The following is a 20,822-nucleotide window of genomic DNA, read 5'->3' as shown; positions in this document are numbered from 1 at the left end:
GCAAACCGGCAGCACTGCGGGTTTGCCTGCCGGTACTCTGTCAGCACGTCAGATGCCGGTTAATTGGCAATTGCCGGATGCGCGGGCCACCCGCATCCACAATGGCGTTGGTCACCGCGGGAATCACCGGCGGCACCCCCGGCTCGCCCACGCCAGTAGGTCGCTCATCGGACTCGATCAGCGTCACCACAATGCGCGGACTTTTATCCATGCGCAGCAACGGGTAGTCGTGGAAATTACTGTTCACCACCCGGCCCTGTTCGAATCGGATGTCACCGTAAAGCCCGTGCGACAATGCAAAAATAACCGCGCCTTCCATCTGGCTGTGGACCCGGTCGGGATTCACCAGTTGCCCGCAATCGGCGGCGATATGCACCTCTGTCACGCGCAGTGACTTGCCCTCCAGCGCCACCTTGGCGGCCACCGCCACATAACTGTGGAAACTGCCGTGCACAGCCAACCCCCAGCCTTCGTTGGTAGCCGTTTTCTGGGGCCAGCCGCAGGATTTGGCCACGCGATTGAGTGCCGATTTCAGACGCGCTGTGCTGAACGGATGTTCCGCGTCCGCCTTGCCGATGATGCGGTCCGGGCCGATTAATTTGCGCTGGTACACCAAGGGGTCGACGTCGGCCAGCCGCGCCAGTTCATCGGCAAAACTGTTGGCGCTGAAGGCATGGTTGATGTGATAAACAGACCGCAGCCAACCGATGCGGGTGTGCGCTGCGGCCTTGGCGTTATCCAATTGGTAGCCTTTGAGCTGCCACGGCAAATTGGTGAGTCCCTGCCCCACTTCCCAGTCGGCCATATAGCCCGGATCGGGAGCAAACGTTGACATAATCGACGGCGACGCCACGGTGACTTTGAGCGCTTCGGGCCAGCCTTTTTTATCCACAGCGGCGGTGTATTCCTGCACCGACAGCGCATGATAGTAACCGTGCTGAATGGCATCTTCGCGGCTCCAGGTCAGTTTTACCGGCCGGCCGGTTTTTTTCGCGAGCAGCGCCGCCTCGGCAGCAAAATCCGGTTTGGATTTGCGCCCGAACCCACCGCCCAACAGGGTCACATTGACGGTCACCTTGCTTTTATCAAACCCGATCGCACCGGCCACCACATCGCGGGTGCGCACCGGACTTTGCACCGGAGCCCACACAGTGCAGTGGCCATCGGCGATTTCGGCCACAGCGGCTGGCGGCTCCATCGTGGCATGTTCCAGGTGAGGCACCGAATAGCGGGCCGTGTGGCGTGCATCTGACGCGGCCAACAGCGTTTCCGGCTCGCCCACAGTGACCAATGATTTACGTTCGCCCCACTGACCTTTCAGGGTTTCGGCGACAAACGCATGCGAATCAAACGCCGCATGCGGCGAATCGGACCATTCGATGTTTAATTTTTTGCGCGCTTCACGTGCAGCCCAGGTATTGGTGGCAATCACTGCAACGCCAGGCTTCACGTTAAAGGACGGCGGCAATGCCGCGGAACCGATCACCTCTACGGCCAACACGCCAGCCACAGCGCGCGCCGCACTGTCGTTTACCTTAACCACGTCACTGCCCAACACCGGCGCTCGCTCAATACTGGCGTAGACCATGTCGGGCCGGATCACATCGATACCGAACTGGCTCTTGCCGGTGACGATCACTTCCATATCCACAATCGGCACCGGCTTGCCGATGTAGCGGAATTGATCTTTGGATTTGAATTGAAGATTTTTCACATCGGGCGTTGGCATGGCGGCCGCCGCGACAGCCAACTCGCCAAAACCCGCGCTGCGTCCCGACGGCGAGTGCACCACCTTATGCAATTCCGTGCCACACTCTGCTGCCGGCACACCCCACTGCTTTGCCGCCGCCGCAATCAACATATGGCGCGCGCTGGCACCCATTTCACGCATGGTCTGGTAAAAGGTGCGCACACTGCGCGAACCATCGGTGTCCTGATTGATGTATTTTTCATCGCCGATGGCCTGAATGATATCCACTTGGCGCCAGTCGGCATCCAGCTCATCGGCCACCACCTGGGGTAAGCCGGTGCGAATGCCCTGCCCCATTTCCGAGCGATGGGCAATGATACCCACCCGGCCGTCAGTGCCAATGGTTACCCACACGTTGAAGGCCAGTTTTCCGGAGCCAGGTATCGTCTGCGCCAAAGCGTCCTGCGTGATGCTGGCCTGCAATACCAGGCCGGTAGCCGCCACACCGGAAAGTTTCAGAAAATCGCGGCGGTCCAGATTGATAAATTTCGCCATCACACTGCTCCCTGTTCGGCCGGGTCAAACATCTGCACGCCCGCGGTGGATTTTTTTGCCGCCGAAGTGATTGCCGCCTTAATGCGAGGATAGGTTCCGCAGCGGCAGATATTACCGGCCATGGCGGCATCAATTTCCGCATCGGTGGGTGATGCATTGCGCGACAAGAGCGCCGCCGCATTCATAATCTGGCCAGCCTGGCAGTAGCCGCACTGGGGCACTTTGTGTTCGGCCCAGGCTTGCTGCAATGGATGATCACCAGCGGCAGACAGACCTTCAATCGTGGTAATTTTGCCACCGGCCGCTGCGCTTAACGGCAACAGGCAGGCGCGCACCGCGTCGCCATTCAGGTGTACGGTACAGGCACCGCACAGACCCATGCCGCAACCGAACTTGGTTCCGGTCATGTGCAGAATATCCCGCAGGAACCACAACAGTGGCATGGCCGGGTCCTGTTGCCCGGTGCTGTAGGTTTTTCCGTTGACAGTGATGTTACTCACGCGGTCCTCCTGATTTAACTGACGTCGGCATATTGGTGTATCAGTGTGTTGATGTGGTTCAGATCTGCCGGGGTATCCACGTCGAGCGCCGCCGCCGGCATGGGCATGGCCACTAACTCACCGCGGGACTGCCATTGTTGCAATAACCCCCTGGCACCCACGTCACCTCGCAGCGCCTGCAGATCAGAAAAAAACCGTTTGGGAATAATGGCCGGCACACTTAACGTGTCTGCAAAACTTGCGCACACTGCCAGGCCGGTGCGCCGGTGGGTGTCCACCAGTCGTTCAAAGTCACTGTAGGTAATCGCCGGCTGGTCGCCCAACGCGATCAATACTGCCGTCGCATCGGCAGGCACGACACTGAGGCCGGATTGAATGGATGCGCTCAATCCGTGATGCCAGTGCCTGTTAACGGTGTGCGGCGTGGCGCCAATGGCTGGCAAGAGTGCATCTGCCCGCGCGCCCAGCACCACAGAGACGCGATCTGGCAATAGCGCCTCCAGCCGGTCCAGACTGTGTCGCAACAACTGCCGCTCACCGCAATGTGCCAACAACTTGGGCGTCGCCCCGAACCGGCTGCCTTCGCCTGCCGCCAATAAAATGCCGTAGAGTGTCATGCGCGTTGCGCTCTGGGCAGGGTCTGGCGCGCGCCTGCGGCCGCCAGCACCTGATGGCATTGTGCGAGCGTGGACAAGGCAATGGACTCGGGTAAGTCACCCCCGATCATCAGTCCCATGGGGCCGTACAGGCGCTGGTCCGGTTTCAATCCGGCCTGCGCCAGCACGCGTTGTTTGCGGTGTTCGGGCCCGAGCAATCCAATGTAGTCCACCGGTGCGGCACAAGCCGTTTTCAACGCCTGCGCATCGAGCGACACATTGTGGGTCATGACTACCGCAGCATCCGCGCCGCTGAGCAGGCGGGCGACCTGCGGGTCGGCTGCCGGGAGCCGGAGCAGCTGACAATGGCTGGAAAAAACCGGATCAACTGCCTGGTTCGCGCGTGCATCCACCACGCTCACCTGCCAATCCATATCGCAGGCCAGACGCACCAGCGGCACCGCATCAACACCGCCGCCGAATATCACCAGATGGGTACGCGGCCTGATTGGCGTCCACAGGTACCCATCACCCGCGGCGCCTGCCTCGCCACACACATTGCCACCCCCACGGCGATGGATACCGTACCAACACGCGCGCCGGCGCTGCAACCATTGATACAGCTGATCCAATTGTTGATAGCCGTTGGCACTGCACACAAGTTGGAGTTGGACATCAATGATGCCGCCGCAACCCAAGCCCATTTGCCAGGCAATCTGGGCTTCGGCACTGGCATCAAACTGGGTCGCCAGGGACTGACCGGTACTTAATACTTGTTTGACCTGCCGGAACAGGGATTTTTCCACACAGCCGCCACTCAACAGGCCGCACATGCCACCCAGCTCATTGAACAGCATCATGGCACCCACTTTGCGGTAACTGGAGCCGCGCGTGGCCACCACCGAGCCCAATACCCAGGCCAGTGAATCGCGCTGCGGGTACCACTCGGCCAACATGGTGTGGGGATGATTATTCATGGCAGGGAAATATCAATTGCATTTGCGCCGCTCAGTGCAGGCGCCTGAAGCCGCCGAATCTGAGTAAGCTCCACCCACCGGGACTCGCCGGTGGAACCCCGGATACAGATACTCTCTACGCCGTGGTCAGTTTTCAGATCAATGGCGATGCCTTCAATCGTTTCACCAACACGTAAATGCAGCGTCACCGGGTAGCGTCGCACACAGACAGCTTCGAAATAATCATGACTATCGCACGCGATCAAAGGGCACCCCCTGTTGAGATGACGCCTATTGTGAATGAATTCGCGACGGTACCCAGTGGGCTCGTCGCACAATTATCTCAGCTTGCCGCTGGTGATTTTTTAACCCGCATGATGACCAAAACTTTCAGACAGACCAGCGACAGCAATACCGCGATAGACGCAATGGCCAGTATCGGGTCCAGCACCTCCATGGCGACAAACTGGCCATAAAGCAGAAACAGGCTGACCAACAACACCGGTGTGGCCAGTTGATACAAATAGAACTGGGCTTTTTCAAGCCAATGCCCTGTGGAGCCCAGCCACAGCTTGTAACACAGCGCGTACACAAAACTCAGCAGAAAACCCACCAGCATGATATGTGCATGAGTTACCAATTGCCCATGATTCTTGCTGGCGGCCATGTGAATGCCCAGCAGCAAGCCGACTATCGCGTACCCCAATCCGGTGAGCAGATAAGACCTGTCCATCCTCTTCTCCATTATTTTTATGTCCTTGAGAGGCAGGAATTATAAAGCGAGAAGTCCGCCGGCCCTATGACACGAAAGACCAATTCGAAACATGCAGGTTTTCTCTTATAGCGCCAACTTATAGAAGTAAAACATCAGAAACGAAAACGGCAGGCGCAAGGCCTGCCGTCGCGGGGTTTAGCGGCCAAAAGGCGTTATTTATCCACACCACCCATGCACATGTATTTGATTTCCAGATAGTCGTCCATACCGTATTTGGACCCTTCTCGGCCGCTGCCGGATTCCTTCACGCCGCCAAAGGGTGCCATCTCGTTGGAAATGATGCCTTCATTAATCCCCACGATGCCATACTCCAACGCTTCACCCACGCGCCATACGCGGCCAATGTCGCGGGTGTAAAAGTAGGCCGCCAGACCAAACTCCGTATCGTTCGCCATGGCGATCGCTTCGGCTTCATCTTTGAATTTAAACACGGGTGCGACCGGGCCAAAAATTTCTTCGCGGAACACGCGCATGTCATCACTCACCTGAGTGAGGATGGTGGGTTCATAGAAGCAGGCACCCAGGCTGGAGAACTTGCCGCCCAGCGCCACCTGCGCGCCTTTCTCAACGGCATCTTTAACCATGGCATCCACGTCATTGGCCGCCTTCTGGTTAATCATCGGGCCCACCTTGGTGTCCGGTGCCTGGCCATCGCCCAGCGGCAATTGCTTCACCGCTGCGGCCAGTTTCGCCACGAATGCATCATAAATACCTTCCTGCACCAACAGGCGGTTGGAGCACACACAGGTCTGGCCGGCGTTGCGGTATTTACTGGCTACAGCACCGGCTACGGCTGAATCAATATCCGCATCATCAAACACGATGAACGGTGCATTGCCGCCCAGTTCCATGGAGGTTTTTTTCACGGTGGCCGCGCACTGCTCCATCAACACCTTGCCCACGGGCGTGGAACCGGTGAACGTCAGTTTGCGCACGATGGGGTTACTGGTCATTTCGCCGCCGATGGCGCGCGAGCTTTTACCACACACCATGTTGAACACACCGGCCGGCACGCCGGCCTCTTCGGCCAATACCGCCAGCGCCAATGCAGACAACGGCGTTTCGGTGGCCGGCTTACCCACAAAGGTACAGCCTGCAGCCAGTGCCGGTGCCACCTTGCGGGTAATCATCGCGTTGGGGAAGTTCCAGGGCGTGATGGAGGCCACTACGCCCACGGGCTGCTTCACCACCACGATGCGCTTATCACCGGCGGGCGCGGGTATAATGTCGCCGTACACGCGCTTCGCCTCTTCGGCAAACCATTCGAGATAATTGGCGCCATAAATAATTTCACCGCGGGCTTCGGCCAATGGCTTGCCCTGTTCGGCGGTAAGAATCAGCGACAGATCATCCAGGTTGGCCATCACCAAGTTGTACCAGTTGCGCAGGATGTTGGCGCGCTCTTTGGCGGATTTCGCCCGCCAGGCCGGCATGGCCTTGTCGGCGGCGGCAATGGCGCGGCGGGTTTCGTCGGCGCCGCAGCTGGCAATGCTGGTAATCACAGCGCCGGTAGACGGGTTGGTGACCGGCACGGTTTCACCCGAATCGGCGTCGATCCACTGGCCATCGATATAGGATTGGCTGCGCAGCAAGGCTGGATTTTTTAACGTAAGCATGAAATTCCCCTGTGTCCGGATCTGTCTCTGGCAATGGCGCCCACTATGACGGCGCCACAAGCCCTGAAAAATCAATAATTGGTGAAGTATAGATTAAGCCCGCTCAACCCATGCGCCGATTACGTCAGCGCTTGAACAGATCGGCATAACGCTGCCGGAGTGCGGCTTTCTGGACCTTGCCCATGGTGTTGCGCGGCAGACTATCCACGGCAATCAGCTTCTTCGGTTGTTTGAAATTGGCCAGTTCCCGCTTGAGCAATGCCTGCAGCTGATCCATATCCGCCTCACCCACTATCACCGCCACCACGGCTTCGCCAAAATCCGGATGAGGCACACCGATCACCGCGCTTTCCACCACACCCGGCTGCTCATCGATCAGCAATTCAATTTCTTTCGGGTAGACGTTGAGTCCGCCGCTGATCACCATATCCTTGGCGCGCCCCACAATGCTGAGATAGCCATCGGCAGACAGTGTGCCCTGATCCCCGGTATTGAAAAACCCGTCAGCGGTAAAGTCCTCTGCAGTTTTGGCCGGCAGGCGCCAGTAACCGGAAAACACATTGGCACCCCGCACCTGAATCGCGCCCACCTCACCGGCGGCAACGGCCACGCCCTTTGCATCCACCACCCGGATTTCCGTGCCGGGCAGTGCCGGCCCCACGGTCCCGGCGCGACGTTCGTCGTTGAGCGGATTGGAGCTGTTCATGTTGGTTTCGGTCATGCCATAACGTTCCAGAATGCGCATGCCAGTGCGCTGCTCGAAGGCCTGGAAAGTCTCCATTAACAGAGGCGCAGAACCCGAAATAAACAGTCGCATGTTGGCGCAATGGGATTGATTGAAGGCCGAATCCAGCAGGCGGGAATAATAGGTGGGCACGCCCATCATGACCGTGGATTGCGGCAAATAGTTCAACGCCAGTTCGGGTGTGAATTTCGGCAGGAAAATCATCCGCGCGCCGCTCATCAGTACGCAATGGATGGCCACAAACAAACCGTGCACGTGAAATACCGGCAACATGTGCAACAAGACATCATCGCGGCTGAAGGCCCAGGCCTTGTGCAAAGCATGGGCGCTGGCCGCCATATTGCCATGGCTCAGCATGATGCCCTTGGGCCGGCCGGTGGTGCCGGAGGAATACAGCAACGCGGCCAGATCGTCGGGCGCGCGCGCCACGGTATCGAAATCGAGCGATTGTTTACCCGCCTGCTGCATCAGACTGCCGCTGCCATCGCCGTCCAGACGCCAACACAGACTGATGCCGGCATCCTCCGCAATAGACTGCAGGTTTTCCTCGTAGGGCCCGGAAAACACCACCGCCGCAGGTTCGGCATTATCAATAAAATAGCGCAGCTCCGCCGGCTGGTAGGCGGTATTCAGCGGGTGGTAAACCAGCCCCGCACGCAAGCAGGCGAGATAGAGCGCCACGCCCTCAATGCTCTTATCAATCTGCACCGTGACCCGGTCGCCTGGCTCCAGGCCGCTCAGATGAAACAGTTGGGCAATCTGCGCCGACCAGTCGAGCAGTTGCTGGCGGCTGATATCGCGTCCGTCATCCAACAGTGCGACCGATCGGCCCGGATCGTCGAGCAACACAGATTCAAAGGTAGAAAAAATATTGGCACTCATAAGGTCAGAATCACCTGATTGGTGTGTAGTGATGGGCGAGCAGCGCCATCATGGCGCTGGCAGCCTGGGAACGTGGCCTGCGGGCATGGGTAATAATGCCCACCTGCCGTTCAATATTAGGTTTATATAGGGGCACGCAACTGAGCCCCAACTCCAGCATGGATTGCTCACACAGCTGCGGCACCGCACTGATGCCGAGCCCGGTGGCCACCATGCGACCGATAGTGGCGAGCTGGTTGGATTCCAGTTCCACATTCAGCGTGAGCCCCTGCTCCTGCAAATGGCGATCGATTAATCCACGCAGACTGGAGGGCCGTTGCAACGCAATAAACGGCGCTTCACACAGCGCCGACCAGGGCAGGCGTTTGCGCCCGGCCAACGCATGATCGGCCGGCAATACCGCGACGAAATGATCGGTGAACAAAGGGGTAAACGCCAGATCGGGCTGATTGCCCGGATCGAAAGAAATACCCAACTCGATACGCCCGCCTTTCACCTGTTCTACCAACTGTTCGGCAATCACTTCCTGCACCCGGATGGTCACACTCGGGTACTGCTCACGGAATTTAGCCAACAGCGCCGGCAAAGCAGTATTGGCAAAGGACGGCATCGCGGCAATGGTAAGCCGGCCCCGCTGCATAGCGAATTGCTGGTGGGCATCCGACAGTACCGAATCCCAATCGGCCAGCAACTGGCTGACTTTCGGCAACAACTCCGCCCCTTCCGGCGTCAGGCTGACCGCCCGGGTGGAGCGGGCAAACAACGCCCCACCCAGCTCGGCCTCCAGATTTTTCATGGCGATGCTGAGCGCTGGTTGGCTCAGGTGTACCTGGGCTGCGGCTTCGGCAAAGCTCTGGGTGCGGGCCACGGCGAGAAAGGCACGCAGTTGTTTTGGGGTGACATTACGGGGCATGGGCGGGCCTGGTGAATTGATCGGATATCAGCCCGACCACTTCATTTAATTAACTTATCAATCAGTAAAACAATTAAACTGGATAAATCTATACTAAACCTTCACAGTAACAAAATCTACTGACTCACCGGTCTACACTGGTGTCAAAACCACCCTCACCCCACAGGAGCATGGCATGAGCGGCTTTAATAAAGTGGTTGAGTCCTACGAACAGGCAATGGCCGGGCTCACCGATAATATGACCATCATCGCAGGCGGCTTCGGCTTGTGCGGCATTCCGGAAAACCTGATTGCGCAGATTAAAAAATCCGGCGTCAAAGGCCTGACCGTGGTGTCCAACAATTGCGGCGTGGATGGCTTTGGCCTCGGCATTTTGCTGGAAGACAAACAAATCAAAAAATGGTGTCGTCCTATGTGGGCGAAAATGCGCTGTTTGAAAAACAACTGCTCGCCGGCGAGCTGGAAGTAGAGCTGACACCGCAAGGCACACTGGCGGAAAAAATGCGCGCCGGTGGCGCCGGCATCCCCGCCTTTTATACCGCCACCGGCTACGGCACGCCCGTGGGTGAAGGCAAAGAAGTGCGCGAGTTCAATGGCCGCAATTACATTCTGGAAGAATCCATTACCGGCGACTTCGCCATCGTTAAAGCCTGGAAAGCCGATCGCTACGGCAATCTGGTGTATCGCCACACCGCACAGAATTTCAATCCGCTTGCGGCCACTGCCGGCAAAATCACCGTTGTGGAAGTAGAAGAAATTGTAGAGCCCGGCGAACTGGACCCCACCCAGATTCACACGCCCGGCATTTATGTGGACCGGGTCATTAAAGGCCAGTTCGAAAAACGCATTGAACAACGCACCGTGCGCAAGGCATAAGGAGAAAAACCATGGCACTTTCCCGTGAACAACTCGCCCAACGCGTCGCGCGCGAACTCAAAGACGGCTACTACGTAAACCTGGGTATCGGCATTCCCACGCTGGTTGCAAACTATGTGCCCGAAGGCATGGAAGTGATGCTGCAGTCTGAAAACGGCCTGCTCGGCATGGGGCCCTTCCCCACCGATGATCAGGTGGATGCCGATCTGATTAACGCCGGCAAGCAAACTGTCACCACCATTAAGGGGGCGTCCATTTTCAACAGCGCCGAATCCTTCGCCATGATCCGCGGCGGCCATGTGGACCTGACCGTCCTGGGCGCGTTTGAAGTGGATGTACAGGGCAATATCGCCAGCTGGATGATTCCCGGCAAGTTGGTGAAAGGCATGGGCGGCGCCATGGACCTGGTGGCCGGCGCAGACAACATCATCGTCACCATGACCCACGCCAGCAAGCACGGCGAATCCAAATTGCTGACCGAATGCACCCTGCCCCTGACCGGTGCCGGCTGTATCAAAAAAGTGGTGACGGATCTGGCTTACATTGAAATTGCCGACAACAAATTCTGGCTCAAAGAACGCGCGCCCGGTGTGAGCGTCGATGAAATTATCAAACTCACCGCCGGTGAGTTGGTGGTGCCCGACGTGGTACCGGAAATGAGTTTTTAACCCCAATCGTCTCCAGGGCAGATGCCCAAATGATGATTTCCGCCTACGGCAGCCCTCGGGCTGCCTTTTTTATGATGTAAAGGAGTACGAATGCCGCGAAGGGCAGGACGCCCGAGAGCGGCGGCCATGGATGCAACGGTCCGACACTTCGATGGTCCGACACTTCGGTCGGCGTGCTCAAACTCACTGCCGAAATCAACAAGAACCATTGGGCAGGACGCCCGGGAGCGGCGAACATGCCGGCAAAAAAAAGCCCGGCAAAAACCGGGCTGAAGGGGTGTCAATGACAGCAGATCACTGACGGTTCAATCTTTGACGTGCAGCGCCCAGGCCCAGCAGGCCGATGGACAAGAGCAATAAGGGGCCTGGCTCGGGGACGCCGACGGGTGTATCAGAAAAGGAGCTGGCCTGGATGAAAATACCGGAATCCAGAATGAAATCGGAACCATCGGCGATGGCAAATTTCATGCTATGCAAACCGGCCGACAAGCCCAGCACTTTAATGCCAATGGATTTGGTAAAACCATCGTACTGGATATCGTAAGATCCGGTTTCGTTGTCGATGTAGCTGTCAGAGTTCACATTGTTGTTGACGGTATTGATCGACAAGGGATCGCCATTGGGTAATTTCGCCACGTTATTGCCATCGACAAACAGACCGAAAACGTCATTGAATTGCGTCCCGACAAATTCATTGTACTCTTCGGAGGCAAACACAATATTGAAGAACAGGTCGCCACCGAGGCCGCCATCAAATTCAAAATCGAATGACAAAACCGTAGCGTCGTTGGTGGAGTAGCCGGACAACGCGGTCAGATCTGAGTCGCCAGCACCACCAAAGTTTGTGGACTTTCCGGTTTCATTATTGGGGCCCACGGCGTTTTGCGCAGCACCGGTGGTAAGTAGCACCCCAGTATCAAATCCGAGACCCGAGGCCAGCCCACCTGTAAAAGTTCCCGACGATGTTGCACTGCCCTGGTAGCTCACATTGGAGATGGAAATACCCGAACCGAGAATATTGTTTGCGAGTGTCTGGCCGTCGGCAACGTCTGTTACCACCAGTGCCTGCGCGGCGCTGGTCATCAGCATCCCTGCGGTCAGCATTAGCGATCCTGCTAGTGTCCTTTTCATTTCAATTACCTTTTGTTGGAAAGTTTTACACTGTCCCGGCAAAAGCGCCGGGCACTACGGATAAAGCAATCCGAGTGCCACGCGATAACGCTGACACAAAAAACCAACAAAAGAATGATTATAAAAAGTACCGCTTAGGAAAGAATAGGGAAGTAGCCACAACGGCTTATCGGATGAAATGCGTGATCAATTTACAACTCACGTTTCCGAAAGAATGCCACCAGCGCTGACGCGCTGGTGGCTCTGCCTTACATGCGCTCGAACAGCGCCGCAATTCCCTGGCCACCACCAATACACATGGTGACCACGGCATATTTCCCCTGCACCCGCTCAAGCTCATACAATGCTTTGACCGTAATGACCGCACCGGTTGCGCCGATGGGGTGACCAAGCGAAATACCTGAGCCGTTGGCGTTGAGTTTGTCAGCGGGAATTTCCAGATCTTTTGCCACCGCCAGCGCCTGGGCTGCAAAAGCTTCGTTGACTTCCCAGACATCGATATCCGCGACATTCAGCTGGTGCTTGGCCAGCAGCTGCTTGACGGCAGGCACCGGACCAATGCCCATGTATTCAGGTTCGACGCCGGCAAAGCTGTAGCCAACCAACCGCGCCAGCGGCTTGAGCCCTTGCGCTTCGGCCGCACTGCGCTCCATCAATACCATGGCGGCAGCGGCATCATTCAGGCCAGAGGCATTGCCCGCGGTGACGGTGCCATCTTTTTTGAACACTGGGCGCAACTTGGCCATGGATTCCAGACTGGCATCTGCGCGCACATGCTCATCCTGGTCAAAGGTCACCACGCCTTTGCGGGTTTTGATTTCAACGGGCAGGATCTGGGATTTGAAGCGGCCTTCGGCCGTGGCTTTGGCCGCGCGCTGATGGGATTCCACCGCCAATGCATCTTGTTGCTCGCGGGTAATGCCCCACTTTTCCGCCACGTTTTCTGCGGTGATACCCATGTGCACATCGTTGATCGGACAGGTCAGCGCGCCGGTCATGGCATCGACCATGGCACCGTCGCCCATGCGCGCGCCAAAGCGTGCCTGCGGCAGCCAATATGGCACACGGCTCATGCTTTCCGCACCACCGGTAACGGTCACGTCCGCATCGCCCAGTAAAATCAATTGTGCGGCCGAGACAAACGCCTGCAGGCCAGAGCCGCACAAGCGGTTGACGGTGACCGCGGGTGTGGTTTCGGGCAAGCCACCCTTGAGCGCGGCGACCCGGCTCATGTACATGTCGCGACGGTCCGAATGGGTCACATTGCCGATCACGCAATGCCCTACAGATGCCGGTGCTACGCCGGCACGTTTAACGGCTTCGGCAACCACAAGGCCTGCCAGGTCGGTTGGCGGCACATCCTTCAGACTGCCACCAAAGGTTCCAATCGCAGTGCGCACACCGCTCAATACCACCACTTCACGCTGACTCATGACGGACTCTCTCTTTGTAATAGGGAAAGATCCAATTCTGGCAAATAAAACAGCTGTTTGAAAGTTAATAATTTTGAGCTATTAATAAACGCATGTTATTAATAACAGGAAAAGACAGGGGGCTTCAGCCCACAGACAGCCAGTCGAATCCCTCGTCCTGACAGGCATACAGCATCTGATTCACCCCTTCGGTGACGTCAGCTAACGCCAGTTTGGCGGCATCCAGGGTGTTATTCTGCTGTGAGATGTGAGCGATGACTAACTGTTCAAGCCTTGCCACATCGAAGTGCTCAAGAAAACCCGCCGACTGCTGATTACTCAGATGACCCCAAGGGCCTCCCACGCGTTGCTTGAGGGACTGAGGATAATTACCGTAGGCCAGCATGACCGGATCGTGGTTGGCTTCCAGGACCAGCGCATCACACTGCTGGTAGGCATCCTGCACGTGGGCGGTGATCATGCCGAGGTCGGTAAGAATACCGAGTCGATTGCCGCCCGCACTCAGAACGAATTGGGCGGGCTCGCGGGCATCGTGCGGCACCGCGATGGGTGTCACGGCAAAGGGCCCCAAATCAAAGGGGCGATAACCTTCGATCAGATTCAAATCCGGTAACTCACCCAGATCTTTCGCTTTCAGCGTGCCGGGTGTCATGTACACGGGTAATTTGTGCTTACGCGCCAACGCCGGCACGCCGCGGATATGATCGCCGTGTTCATGGGTAACCAGAATGGCGGTCAGTTGGTCCGGCGTGCGCCCCAAACGCTGCATGCGCTGGGTTGCCTCCCGGGCAGAAAAGCCGCAATCAATCAATAACAGCGCGTCGTCAAACTCAACCAGCGTGCCATTGCCCTTGCTGCCACTGCCAAGGGAGGCAAAGCGCATCAGATCAGATTCCGGCGGATGATATTGAGCTTTTCTTTGGCCAGTCGATTATTCAACCGGTTGCCGTAGCCGTCGCGAATGCGGATATCCAGCGCATCGTCCTCACCGCGGACCACCACCAGATAACCGGGTACATCCGTGAGCTTTTTGCCGCGGCTCAAGCCTTCCAGGCTGTTGAAGATGGCCCGGTTTGCCGGTGTGTCTTCCAGCTGTAAATTGCTCAGCAATTCTTTCAGCGTATAGGGCGTGGTGGGCACTACAGCTTCGGACGCACCCCCAAACCAGTCACTGAACCAGCTGCCCTCTTCCGGGTCGATGGGTTTTTCATAGCCCACGTAAAAAATGCCCAGATCGATATCGTCGTCAAAGGTCGTAAACCCTTCACTGCGCAAGGCGTGCGCGATAGTGGCACGGGCCCGTTCGTAGGACAGCGCCATCCGCAACACCGGTTCGCCATTGACGTTTTTGACAGAAATTTTCGGGCCGCCGCCAATGCCCTGCGCCAGCAAAGACGCCGAACCGGTACTGGCCTCACTGGCCAGGGTGGTAGCCAGCTCGTCCAGCATCCAGGCTTCCCGTTCCGGGTTGGCCGACAATTCAGGCCAGGCAACTGTCTGCTCCGGTGCTTCAGTGGCGGGAATCGACAGGTGTCGGATGTGGACTTCAGTGGACTCGGGCTGCACGCCCTGTTCTACAAAAATGCGGTAGCGATCGCGGGTCTCAGGCGAATCTTTGAATTGCAGCCATGCCGAATCCATGGTGCCGACCGATGCGTCGGCATCCACTACCGGCACGTTGTTCTGGGCCATAAAGTTCCGGATGCGTGGCCACACTTCGGCGGGCGGCGAGCTCACCAGAATCCAGCGGCGCTGGCCCAGCTTCTGGATTTTTACGCTTTCCTGAAGATTAGTGGTATTGAGCGGATCGGGCCGGGGCGTCTCAAACTCTTCGGTGAGATCAAACCCGTCCGTTTGCAGTGTGGGCACCACATAAAGCTCAGACAATTCATGAGCTTTGAATTTGGAAGGAACCACTATGGGGCGAATGGGTTCAGCATGCAGGTAATCATTGCCGCGATCGCGGAAGTCATTGCCCATCCAACTGCAGGCAGCGGCCAGAGTTGAAGCTGAAACACAGGTAAACAATTTTACAAAGCGCATAATGGTCCGAATACTTCTGATTATCGTTTTTACAGCACACCGGCCGATTGCATAGCCTCGGCAACGCGCTGGTGGTATTGCTCTGACAGTGGTGTCATCGGCAAACGGATACCGTCGGGCATCAGTCCGAGACGGGCCACGGCCCACTTCACCGGAATCGGGTTGGATTCCACAAACATGGCGCTGTGCAGCGGCATCAGCTGCTCGTTGATGGCCCGGGCTTCTTCGGCCTGACCCTCTATCGCCAGCGCACACATGCGCGCAACCAGTGCCGGTGCAACATTGGCGGTGACACTGATATCGCCCTTGCCGCCCATGAGCATCAGCTCAACCGCGGTTTCATCGTCGCCTGAATACACCAGGAAATCGGCGGGTGCCGCGTCAATGATCTGCCGCGCCCGCACCAGATCACCGGTAGCCTCTTTAATACCAATGATATTTTTGTGGCCAGCTAACCGTAGGACGGTTTCAGGCAACATATCCACACCCGTACGTCCAGGCACATTGTACAGAATCTGGGGAATATCAACTGCATCGGCCAGGTGCATGAAATGGCGGTACAAACCTTCCTGCGTAGGCTTGTTGTAATAAGGCGTTACCAGCAGGCAGGCATCTGCGCCCGCGGCCTTGGCATGCTTGGTCAGCTCCACCGCTTCGGAGGTGGAATTGGCGCCCGTACCGGCGATGACCGGCACCCGGCCCGCGACCTGTTTCACCACCTGGGTAATGACTTCCGAATGCTCTTTCACATTCAATGTGGCCGACTCACCGGTGGTGCCCACCGCCACGATGGCATGGGTACCTTCGGCAATATGCCAATCCACCAGCTTGCGCAGCGCATCCCAATCCACATCGCCATTGCTGTGCATCGGGGTCACCAACGCGACCATACTACCTTGAAACATGACTCCACTCCGTACGGGTGCCCGTGTACCCGGGCTTAAAATAATAATCGGTTTATTTTTAAAATTCAGCATGCGGTTAAGCGGCACCATGGCGCGTTCGCCAAGGGCTTTATCAACAAAAATTTCATTGGCGCCCGACTCGAGCGTGGCCGCCATATTGTCGAGTGCATTCATTGCCATCCACGGACAATTGGCGCAGCTACGGCAGGTTGCACCCGAGCCGGCAGTGGGCGCAATGTAGAAGGTTTTGTCCGGACACAGCTGCTGCATCTTGTAAAAGATGCCCTGATCGGTGGCGACAATAAATACGCGGTTGGGTAAGGTCTGGGCAGCCTTGATCAGCTGCGACGTGGACCCCACCACATCCGCCAGTGCCACCACCGATTCGGGTGACTCGGGATGAACCAGCACAGCGGCATCGGGGTGTGTCTGCTTGAGTGTTTCCACGCCCTGGGCTTTGAATTCTTCGTGCACGATACAGGCGCCGTCCCACAGCAACATGTCTGCGCCGGTTTGCTTCTGCACGTAATTGCCGAGATGCTTGTCGGGCGCCCAGATAATTTTCTGGCCCTGGGCATCGAGGTAATCCACCACGTCGAGCGCAATACTGGAGGTGACCACCCAGTCGGCTCTGGCCTTTACCGCGGCCGAGGTATTGGCATACACCACCACGGTACGATCAGGATGAGCATCGCAGAACGCGCTGAATTCGTCCGCCGGGCAGCCGATATCCAGCGAACAGGTGGCCTCGAGTGTGGGCATCAGAACACGCTTGTTGGGCGTGAGAATCTTGGCGGTCTCGCCCATGAATTTCACCCCGGCCACCAACAGCGTGGAGGCGGAATGCTGGGCACCAAAACGCGCCATTTCCAGCGAATCGGATACGCATCCGCCGGTTTCTTCGGCCAGCGCCTGTATCAGCGGATCGGTGTAGTAATGGGCAACCAATACGGCATTTTCCCGCTCCAACAAGGCTTTTACGCGTGCCTTGGCCTGGGCCAACTCGGCATCGCTGAGCGGCGCTTTGACCGTGTTCAGGTGGTCCTGCACTATCTGGCGGGCATCGCGGGAAGTAGACTGCTCTTGCATAATAATCTCGACGTACATCTAGCCGCCGGATTCTACCACAGGTTCCGGGGTGCACAGTAACCGGGAGTGACAGGCAGAAACAACAAAGCCGCCCAGAAGGCGGCTTTGTGTAATATGGTGGGTCGTGCGCGACTCGAACGCGCGACCAATTGGTTAAAAGCCAACTGCTCTACCGACTGAGCTAACGACCCATATTGGGGTGACAACCAACCGCCGCTAATGCCTGGGCTGGTTACCTGAATAAGTGGTGGGTCGTGCGCGACTCGAACGCGCGACCAATTGGTTAAAAGCCAACTGCTCTACCGACTGAGCTAACGACCCCCTCAAGGAGGCGCATATAGTACTGATTTAATTAGAAAAGACAAGCGCTTATTAAGGTTTTTTAAGGGCCGGCCCAGGCACCTAAATATAGCGGGTAGGATCAGCCAGACCCGCCGCCTCAAAACCCGCCCGGCGCAACCGGCAACTGTCACAGCGACCGCAGGCAAGGCCCTCATCGGTGGCCTGATAACAGGACACAGTCTGACTGTAATCGACACCCAGCTCACTACCCCTACGCACAATATCTGCTTTGCTCATATCGATCAGCGGCGTGTGAATGCGCAGGCGCCGGCCTTCCACGCCGGCTTTAGTGGCCAGGTTGGCCATGGTTTCGAAGGCTTCGATGAACGCCGGCCGGCAATCCGGATAACCGGAATAGTCCACCGCATTCACGCCCACAAAGATCGCCTGGCTATCCAATACCTCTGCCCATCCCAATGCAATCGACAGAAACACGGTATTGCGCGCCGGCACATAGGTCACCGGAATGCCCTCGGACTCGGTTTCCGGTACAGCAATGCTGCTATCGGTCAATGCCGATCCACCAATGGCGCGGAGATCGAGCGACACCACTTTGTGCTCCGCCACCCCAAGGCTGAGCGCCGTGCGTTCGGCGGCAATCAGCTCGGCGCGATGGCGCTGACCATAATCAAAACTCAGGGCATACACCTCAAAGCCCTGGGCCTGCGCCATGGCGACTACCGTGGTGGAATCCAATCCACCCGACACCAATACAACAGCACGAGGTTTAGTCATCATCAGGCTCCTTCTGCACGGCAACCGGGTCATCCGCGCGTAAACAACGACCACCAGCAAAACAATATTGTGCCTGGGGCCATAAATCATGTTGGTAAAACAGCCGGCGCAAACTGCCATCCTGCGCCATGGCGGCCAGCGTTTGCTGCAGCGACTGATGCCACTGAACCTGCGTGTTCGAATGGCTGACATAAAAATCCGCGCGCGCTTTACCCAACTCAAACGCCACCTGTAAATGTCCGGTGGGTATGCCGGTAATGACCGATGCGTAAATCAGCGCCTGTTCGGTCGAGGCCATGGCATCAAGCCGGTGGGTCATCAGCATGCGCAGGCCCTGCTCGGCGCTGTTGACCGGAATGCGTTCAAACGTCGGATTGTTATCGAACAAAGGGCCGTATTTCGACCCCCTGACATAGCCCACCCGGAGGCCGGCGAGATCATTCAGCCCCTGGATCGTCTCCGGTTGTACCCGTGATACCAGCAGTACCCGCATAGTCACCACCGCACCCAGGGAGCGACCGACCGCATCCGCCTGAGGGCTGCTGAACATAACCCCAAAGTCCCCCCGTCCGATTGACAGATCGTGGATCACGCGTGGGTAGGGGCGCATTCGCTGTTCGTAGCGGAGGCCCGCTCGCTGAAACAACTCCCGCTGAAACCTGACCAGCAAGCCCTGGGGTGCGCCGGCGGCATCAATAAAACCCCAGGGTTCGACCAGCGGTGTAACGACCAATGGCAAATGCGGCGCCGGCTGGTCTGCTGACACGGGCGCACACAAAAAACAGAGACACAGCAACAGGCCCGCAACAGACAGTGGGCAAAAGACGGCGTTGCGCTTAACGGCCAGGCTCATCACCCCACAGCAATTTGTGCAGCTGCAATTGAAACCTCACAGGCAATCCGCAGTCCACCACCCAATCCGCCAAGTCGCGCGGGCTGACCTGCCCGAAAGAAGGCGAAAACAGTACATCGCCCACCTGTTCCAGCAACCGGTGTTCATTGACCTTGAAACAAGCCCAGTCAAAATCCTTGCGGTCACAGATCACGAACTTGATCTGATCGTGGCGGGTCAGCAGAGGCAGGTTCTCCCAGCGATTGCGGTGGGACTCCTGCGAACCCGGCGTTTTCAGGTCTACCACCCGGCTCACACGCGCATCCACCTGCCCCACATCCAGTGCTCCACTGGTTTCCAGCGAAACCTCATAACCGCGGTCACACAGCGCGGTGAGCAATGCATGGCAATTGGCCTGCGCCAGCGGCTCGCCGCCGGTCACGCACACCTGGCGACAGTTGAATTCGGCCACACGGTCAAGAATCTGTGCCAGCGTCTGCCGCTCACCGCCGTGAAAGGCATAGGCAGAATCGCAATACTGGCAACGCAGGGGGCAGCCCGTCAGCCGCACGAAGACAGTCGGCAGCCCGATGGTGCGCGATTCCCCCTGCAGCGAGAGGAAGATTTCAGTAATTTTCAGATTCAGATCTGTCATGGCCGGGGCACTGGTCAAAAAGCGCGCGATGATACCCAAACACCACCGCAGATGCGAGCCGGATCAGTAATTGGCGGCTAAAAAGTCGCGCGCCAGACGGGCCGCATCGGCTTTGGAATCCGCCACCTGCTGCAACAATTGCTTGGCGCGCGCCTTGTCGCCCAACTGGAACAACACCGTGCCCAGCTTGTATTTGGCGTCGGGCGCCTTGCGATCTGTTGGAAACTCCTTCACTACCCGTTCAAACCACTGCTTGGCCTGTTCGGCCTTGCCTTCCACCAGGTAGATCTCTCCCAACCAATACTGGCTGTTGGCCGCATACTGCCCTTTGGGGTATTGATTGAGGTAGTCGGTAAAGCCTTTGATCGCCGCGGTCAGGTCCCGGTTGCGCAAATGCGCATAGGCTGCCTTGTACGCCGAACCATCATCACCCGCACCCACAGGACTGGTGCCGGCTGCGGCAGACGTAGTTGCCGGCGCTGCACCCGAGAGCGCGCTGATGCGCCGATCCAGGTCCATATAGTCATCGTGGCGCTGCTGCTTCAGCCGGTTGATCTCATAGGCCTGCTCTTCCACCAACCCACGCAGCTCCAGCATTTCCTGCTGTAATGCCTGGAGTCGGTAGAACATATCCGCTTGTTGAGTGGACGCGGGCACCACAGGGGTCGCGGTGGTGGTTTGTGCTTGCGCCGTCGGGCGTGACTCCACCACCTGGACCTGGGCCAGGGCGGACGGCGCCAGCAGGAGCATGGAAATCAAGGACAGGGATAAGGGTTTCATAGCATCTTCTCTACTACCGGACTTTCAGTCCGGCAATATAGCCGTTTGCCACCCCAAAATGCAAAAAGGCCGGCATAAGCCGGCCTTCTCGGTAGAACTGTGCGC

At 57.5% G+C, this 20,822-nt stretch carries 19 protein-coding genes, 2 tRNA genes and 2 pseudogenes; 2 read left to right on the top strand and 21 right to left on the bottom strand.

Annotation, left to right across the window (positions count from 1 at the left end; all coding sequences use genetic code 11):
• Positions 1-40: 40 nt before the first annotated feature.
• The 9 genes from M5M_RS18905 to M5M_RS18865 all read right to left on the bottom strand — a co-directional run bounded on the left by M5M_RS18905 (position 41) and on the right by M5M_RS18865 (position 9,228).
• A complete protein-coding gene (locus M5M_RS18905) occupies positions 41-2,245 on the bottom strand; it encodes a xanthine dehydrogenase family protein molybdopterin-binding subunit (protein ID WP_015049122.1) in 2,205 nt (734 codons plus the stop codon).
• Positions 2,245-2,745, bottom strand: a complete 501-nt coding sequence (locus M5M_RS18900) for a (2Fe-2S)-binding protein (protein ID WP_015049121.1) — start codon at positions 2,743-2,745, stop codon at positions 2,245-2,247. Before M5M_RS18900 ends, M5M_RS18905 begins: the two co-directional genes overlap by 1 nt.
• Positions 2,746-2,759: 14 nt before the next feature.
• Positions 2,760-3,362 (bottom strand): nucleotidyltransferase family protein, encoded by a 603-nt coding sequence (locus M5M_RS18895; RefSeq protein WP_015049120.1) that lies wholly within the window; start codon positions 3,360-3,362, stop codon positions 2,760-2,762.
• Positions 3,359-4,318, bottom strand: a complete 960-nt coding sequence (locus M5M_RS18890) for an XdhC family protein (RefSeq protein WP_015049119.1) — start codon at positions 4,316-4,318, stop codon at positions 3,359-3,361. Before M5M_RS18890 ends, M5M_RS18895 begins: the two co-directional genes overlap by 4 nt.
• Positions 4,315-4,563 (bottom strand): Rho-binding antiterminator, encoded by a 249-nt coding sequence (locus M5M_RS18885; protein ID WP_015049118.1) that lies wholly within the window; start codon positions 4,561-4,563, stop codon positions 4,315-4,317. Before M5M_RS18885 ends, M5M_RS18890 begins: the two co-directional genes overlap by 4 nt.
• A gap of 77 nt (positions 4,564-4,640) precedes the next feature.
• Positions 4,641-5,030: a hypothetical protein gene (locus M5M_RS18880; protein ID WP_015049117.1), complete on the bottom strand. Its 390-nt coding sequence runs from the start codon at positions 5,028-5,030 to the stop codon at positions 4,641-4,643.
• Positions 5,031-5,224: 194 nt separating this feature from the next.
• On the bottom strand, positions 5,225-6,688 hold the full coding sequence (locus M5M_RS18875; protein ID WP_015049116.1) for an NAD-dependent succinate-semialdehyde dehydrogenase: 1,464 nt from the start codon (positions 6,686-6,688) through the stop codon (positions 5,225-5,227).
• 124 nt (positions 6,689-6,812) lie between these two features.
• Positions 6,813-8,315 carry an AMP-binding protein gene (locus M5M_RS18870; protein WP_015049115.1) on the bottom strand — a complete coding sequence of 501 codons (1,503 nt, stop codon included), beginning with the start codon at positions 8,313-8,315 and terminating at the stop codon, positions 6,813-6,815.
• Positions 8,316-8,325: 10 nt separating this feature from the next.
• Positions 8,326-9,228, bottom strand: a complete 903-nt coding sequence (locus M5M_RS18865) for a LysR family transcriptional regulator (protein ID WP_015049114.1) — start codon at positions 9,226-9,228, stop codon at positions 8,326-8,328.
• Between the two features lie 175 nt (positions 9,229-9,403).
• Between M5M_RS18865 and M5M_RS18860 the strand changes: the two are divergent.
• Both M5M_RS18860 and M5M_RS18855 read left to right on the top strand, forming a co-directional pair.
• Positions 9,404-10,104: pseudogene (locus tag M5M_RS18860) on the top strand (CoA transferase subunit A).
• 11 nt (positions 10,105-10,115) lie between these two features.
• Complete coding sequence (locus M5M_RS18855; protein WP_015049113.1) at positions 10,116-10,772, top strand: CoA transferase subunit B; 657 nt, start codon at positions 10,116-10,118, stop codon at positions 10,770-10,772.
• A gap of 294 nt (positions 10,773-11,066) precedes the next feature.
• Here M5M_RS18855 and M5M_RS18850 read toward each other — a convergent pair whose 3' ends face one another.
• The 12 genes and pseudogenes from M5M_RS18850 to ybgF form a co-directional block, all read right to left on the bottom strand.
• A complete protein-coding gene (locus tag M5M_RS18850) occupies positions 11,067-11,903 on the bottom strand; it encodes a choice-of-anchor L family PEP-CTERM protein (protein ID WP_024330401.1) in 837 nt (278 codons plus the stop codon).
• 248 nt (positions 11,904-12,151) lie between these two features.
• Entirely contained in the window at positions 12,152-13,336 is a 1,185-nt protein-coding gene (locus M5M_RS18845) for an acetyl-CoA C-acyltransferase family protein (protein ID WP_015049111.1), read from the bottom strand.
• A gap of 124 nt (positions 13,337-13,460) precedes the next feature.
• A complete protein-coding gene (locus tag M5M_RS18840) occupies positions 13,461-14,219 on the bottom strand; it encodes an MBL fold metallo-hydrolase (RefSeq protein WP_015049110.1) in 759 nt (252 codons plus the stop codon).
• Complete coding sequence (bamC, locus tag M5M_RS18835; protein WP_015049109.1) at positions 14,219-15,379, bottom strand: outer membrane protein assembly factor BamC; 1,161 nt, start codon at positions 15,377-15,379, stop codon at positions 14,219-14,221. The genes M5M_RS18840 and bamC overlap by 1 nt, the downstream gene beginning before the upstream one ends.
• Before the next feature lie 29 nt (positions 15,380-15,408).
• Positions 15,409-16,284, bottom strand: coding sequence for a 4-hydroxy-tetrahydrodipicolinate synthase (dapA, locus tag M5M_RS20425; protein ID WP_015049108.1), 876 nt, complete (start codon positions 16,282-16,284; stop codon positions 15,409-15,411).
• 54 nt (positions 16,285-16,338) lie between these two features.
• A pseudogene (gene nadA / locus M5M_RS18830) lies at positions 16,339-17,373 on the bottom strand (quinolinate synthase NadA); the annotation flags it as partial.
• 115 nt (positions 17,374-17,488) lie between these two features.
• Positions 17,489-17,564: transfer RNA gene (locus M5M_RS18825), tRNA-Lys, on the bottom strand.
• A 54-nt stretch (positions 17,565-17,618) separates the two neighbouring features.
• Positions 17,619-17,694, bottom strand: a tRNA-Lys gene (locus M5M_RS18820).
• Between the two features lie 81 nt (positions 17,695-17,775).
• On the bottom strand, positions 17,776-18,450 hold the full coding sequence (queC, locus tag M5M_RS18815) for a 7-cyano-7-deazaguanine synthase QueC (RefSeq protein ID WP_015049107.1): 675 nt from the start codon (positions 18,448-18,450) through the stop codon (positions 17,776-17,778).
• A complete protein-coding gene (locus M5M_RS18810; RefSeq protein WP_015049106.1) occupies positions 18,443-19,303 on the bottom strand; it encodes a substrate-binding periplasmic protein in 861 nt (286 codons plus the stop codon). Before M5M_RS18810 ends, queC begins: the two co-directional genes overlap by 8 nt.
• Positions 19,287-19,937 (bottom strand): 7-carboxy-7-deazaguanine synthase QueE, encoded by a 651-nt coding sequence (gene queE, locus M5M_RS18805; RefSeq protein WP_024330404.1) that lies wholly within the window; start codon positions 19,935-19,937, stop codon positions 19,287-19,289. Before queE ends, M5M_RS18810 begins: the two co-directional genes overlap by 17 nt.
• 63 nt (positions 19,938-20,000) lie before the next feature.
• Positions 20,001-20,717 (bottom strand): tol-pal system protein YbgF, encoded by a 717-nt coding sequence (ybgF, locus tag M5M_RS18800; protein WP_015049104.1) that lies wholly within the window; start codon positions 20,715-20,717, stop codon positions 20,001-20,003.
• Positions 20,718-20,822 lie beyond the last annotated feature (105 nt).

Origin of the sequence: Simiduia agarivorans SA1 = DSM 21679, from assembly GCF_000305785.2 — a bacterium.
GTDB lineage: Bacteria > Pseudomonadota > Gammaproteobacteria > Pseudomonadales > Cellvibrionaceae > Simiduia > Simiduia agarivorans.
Note: the sequence above shows the minus strand (reverse complement) of the source record. Positions and strands in the feature narration are given on the sequence as shown.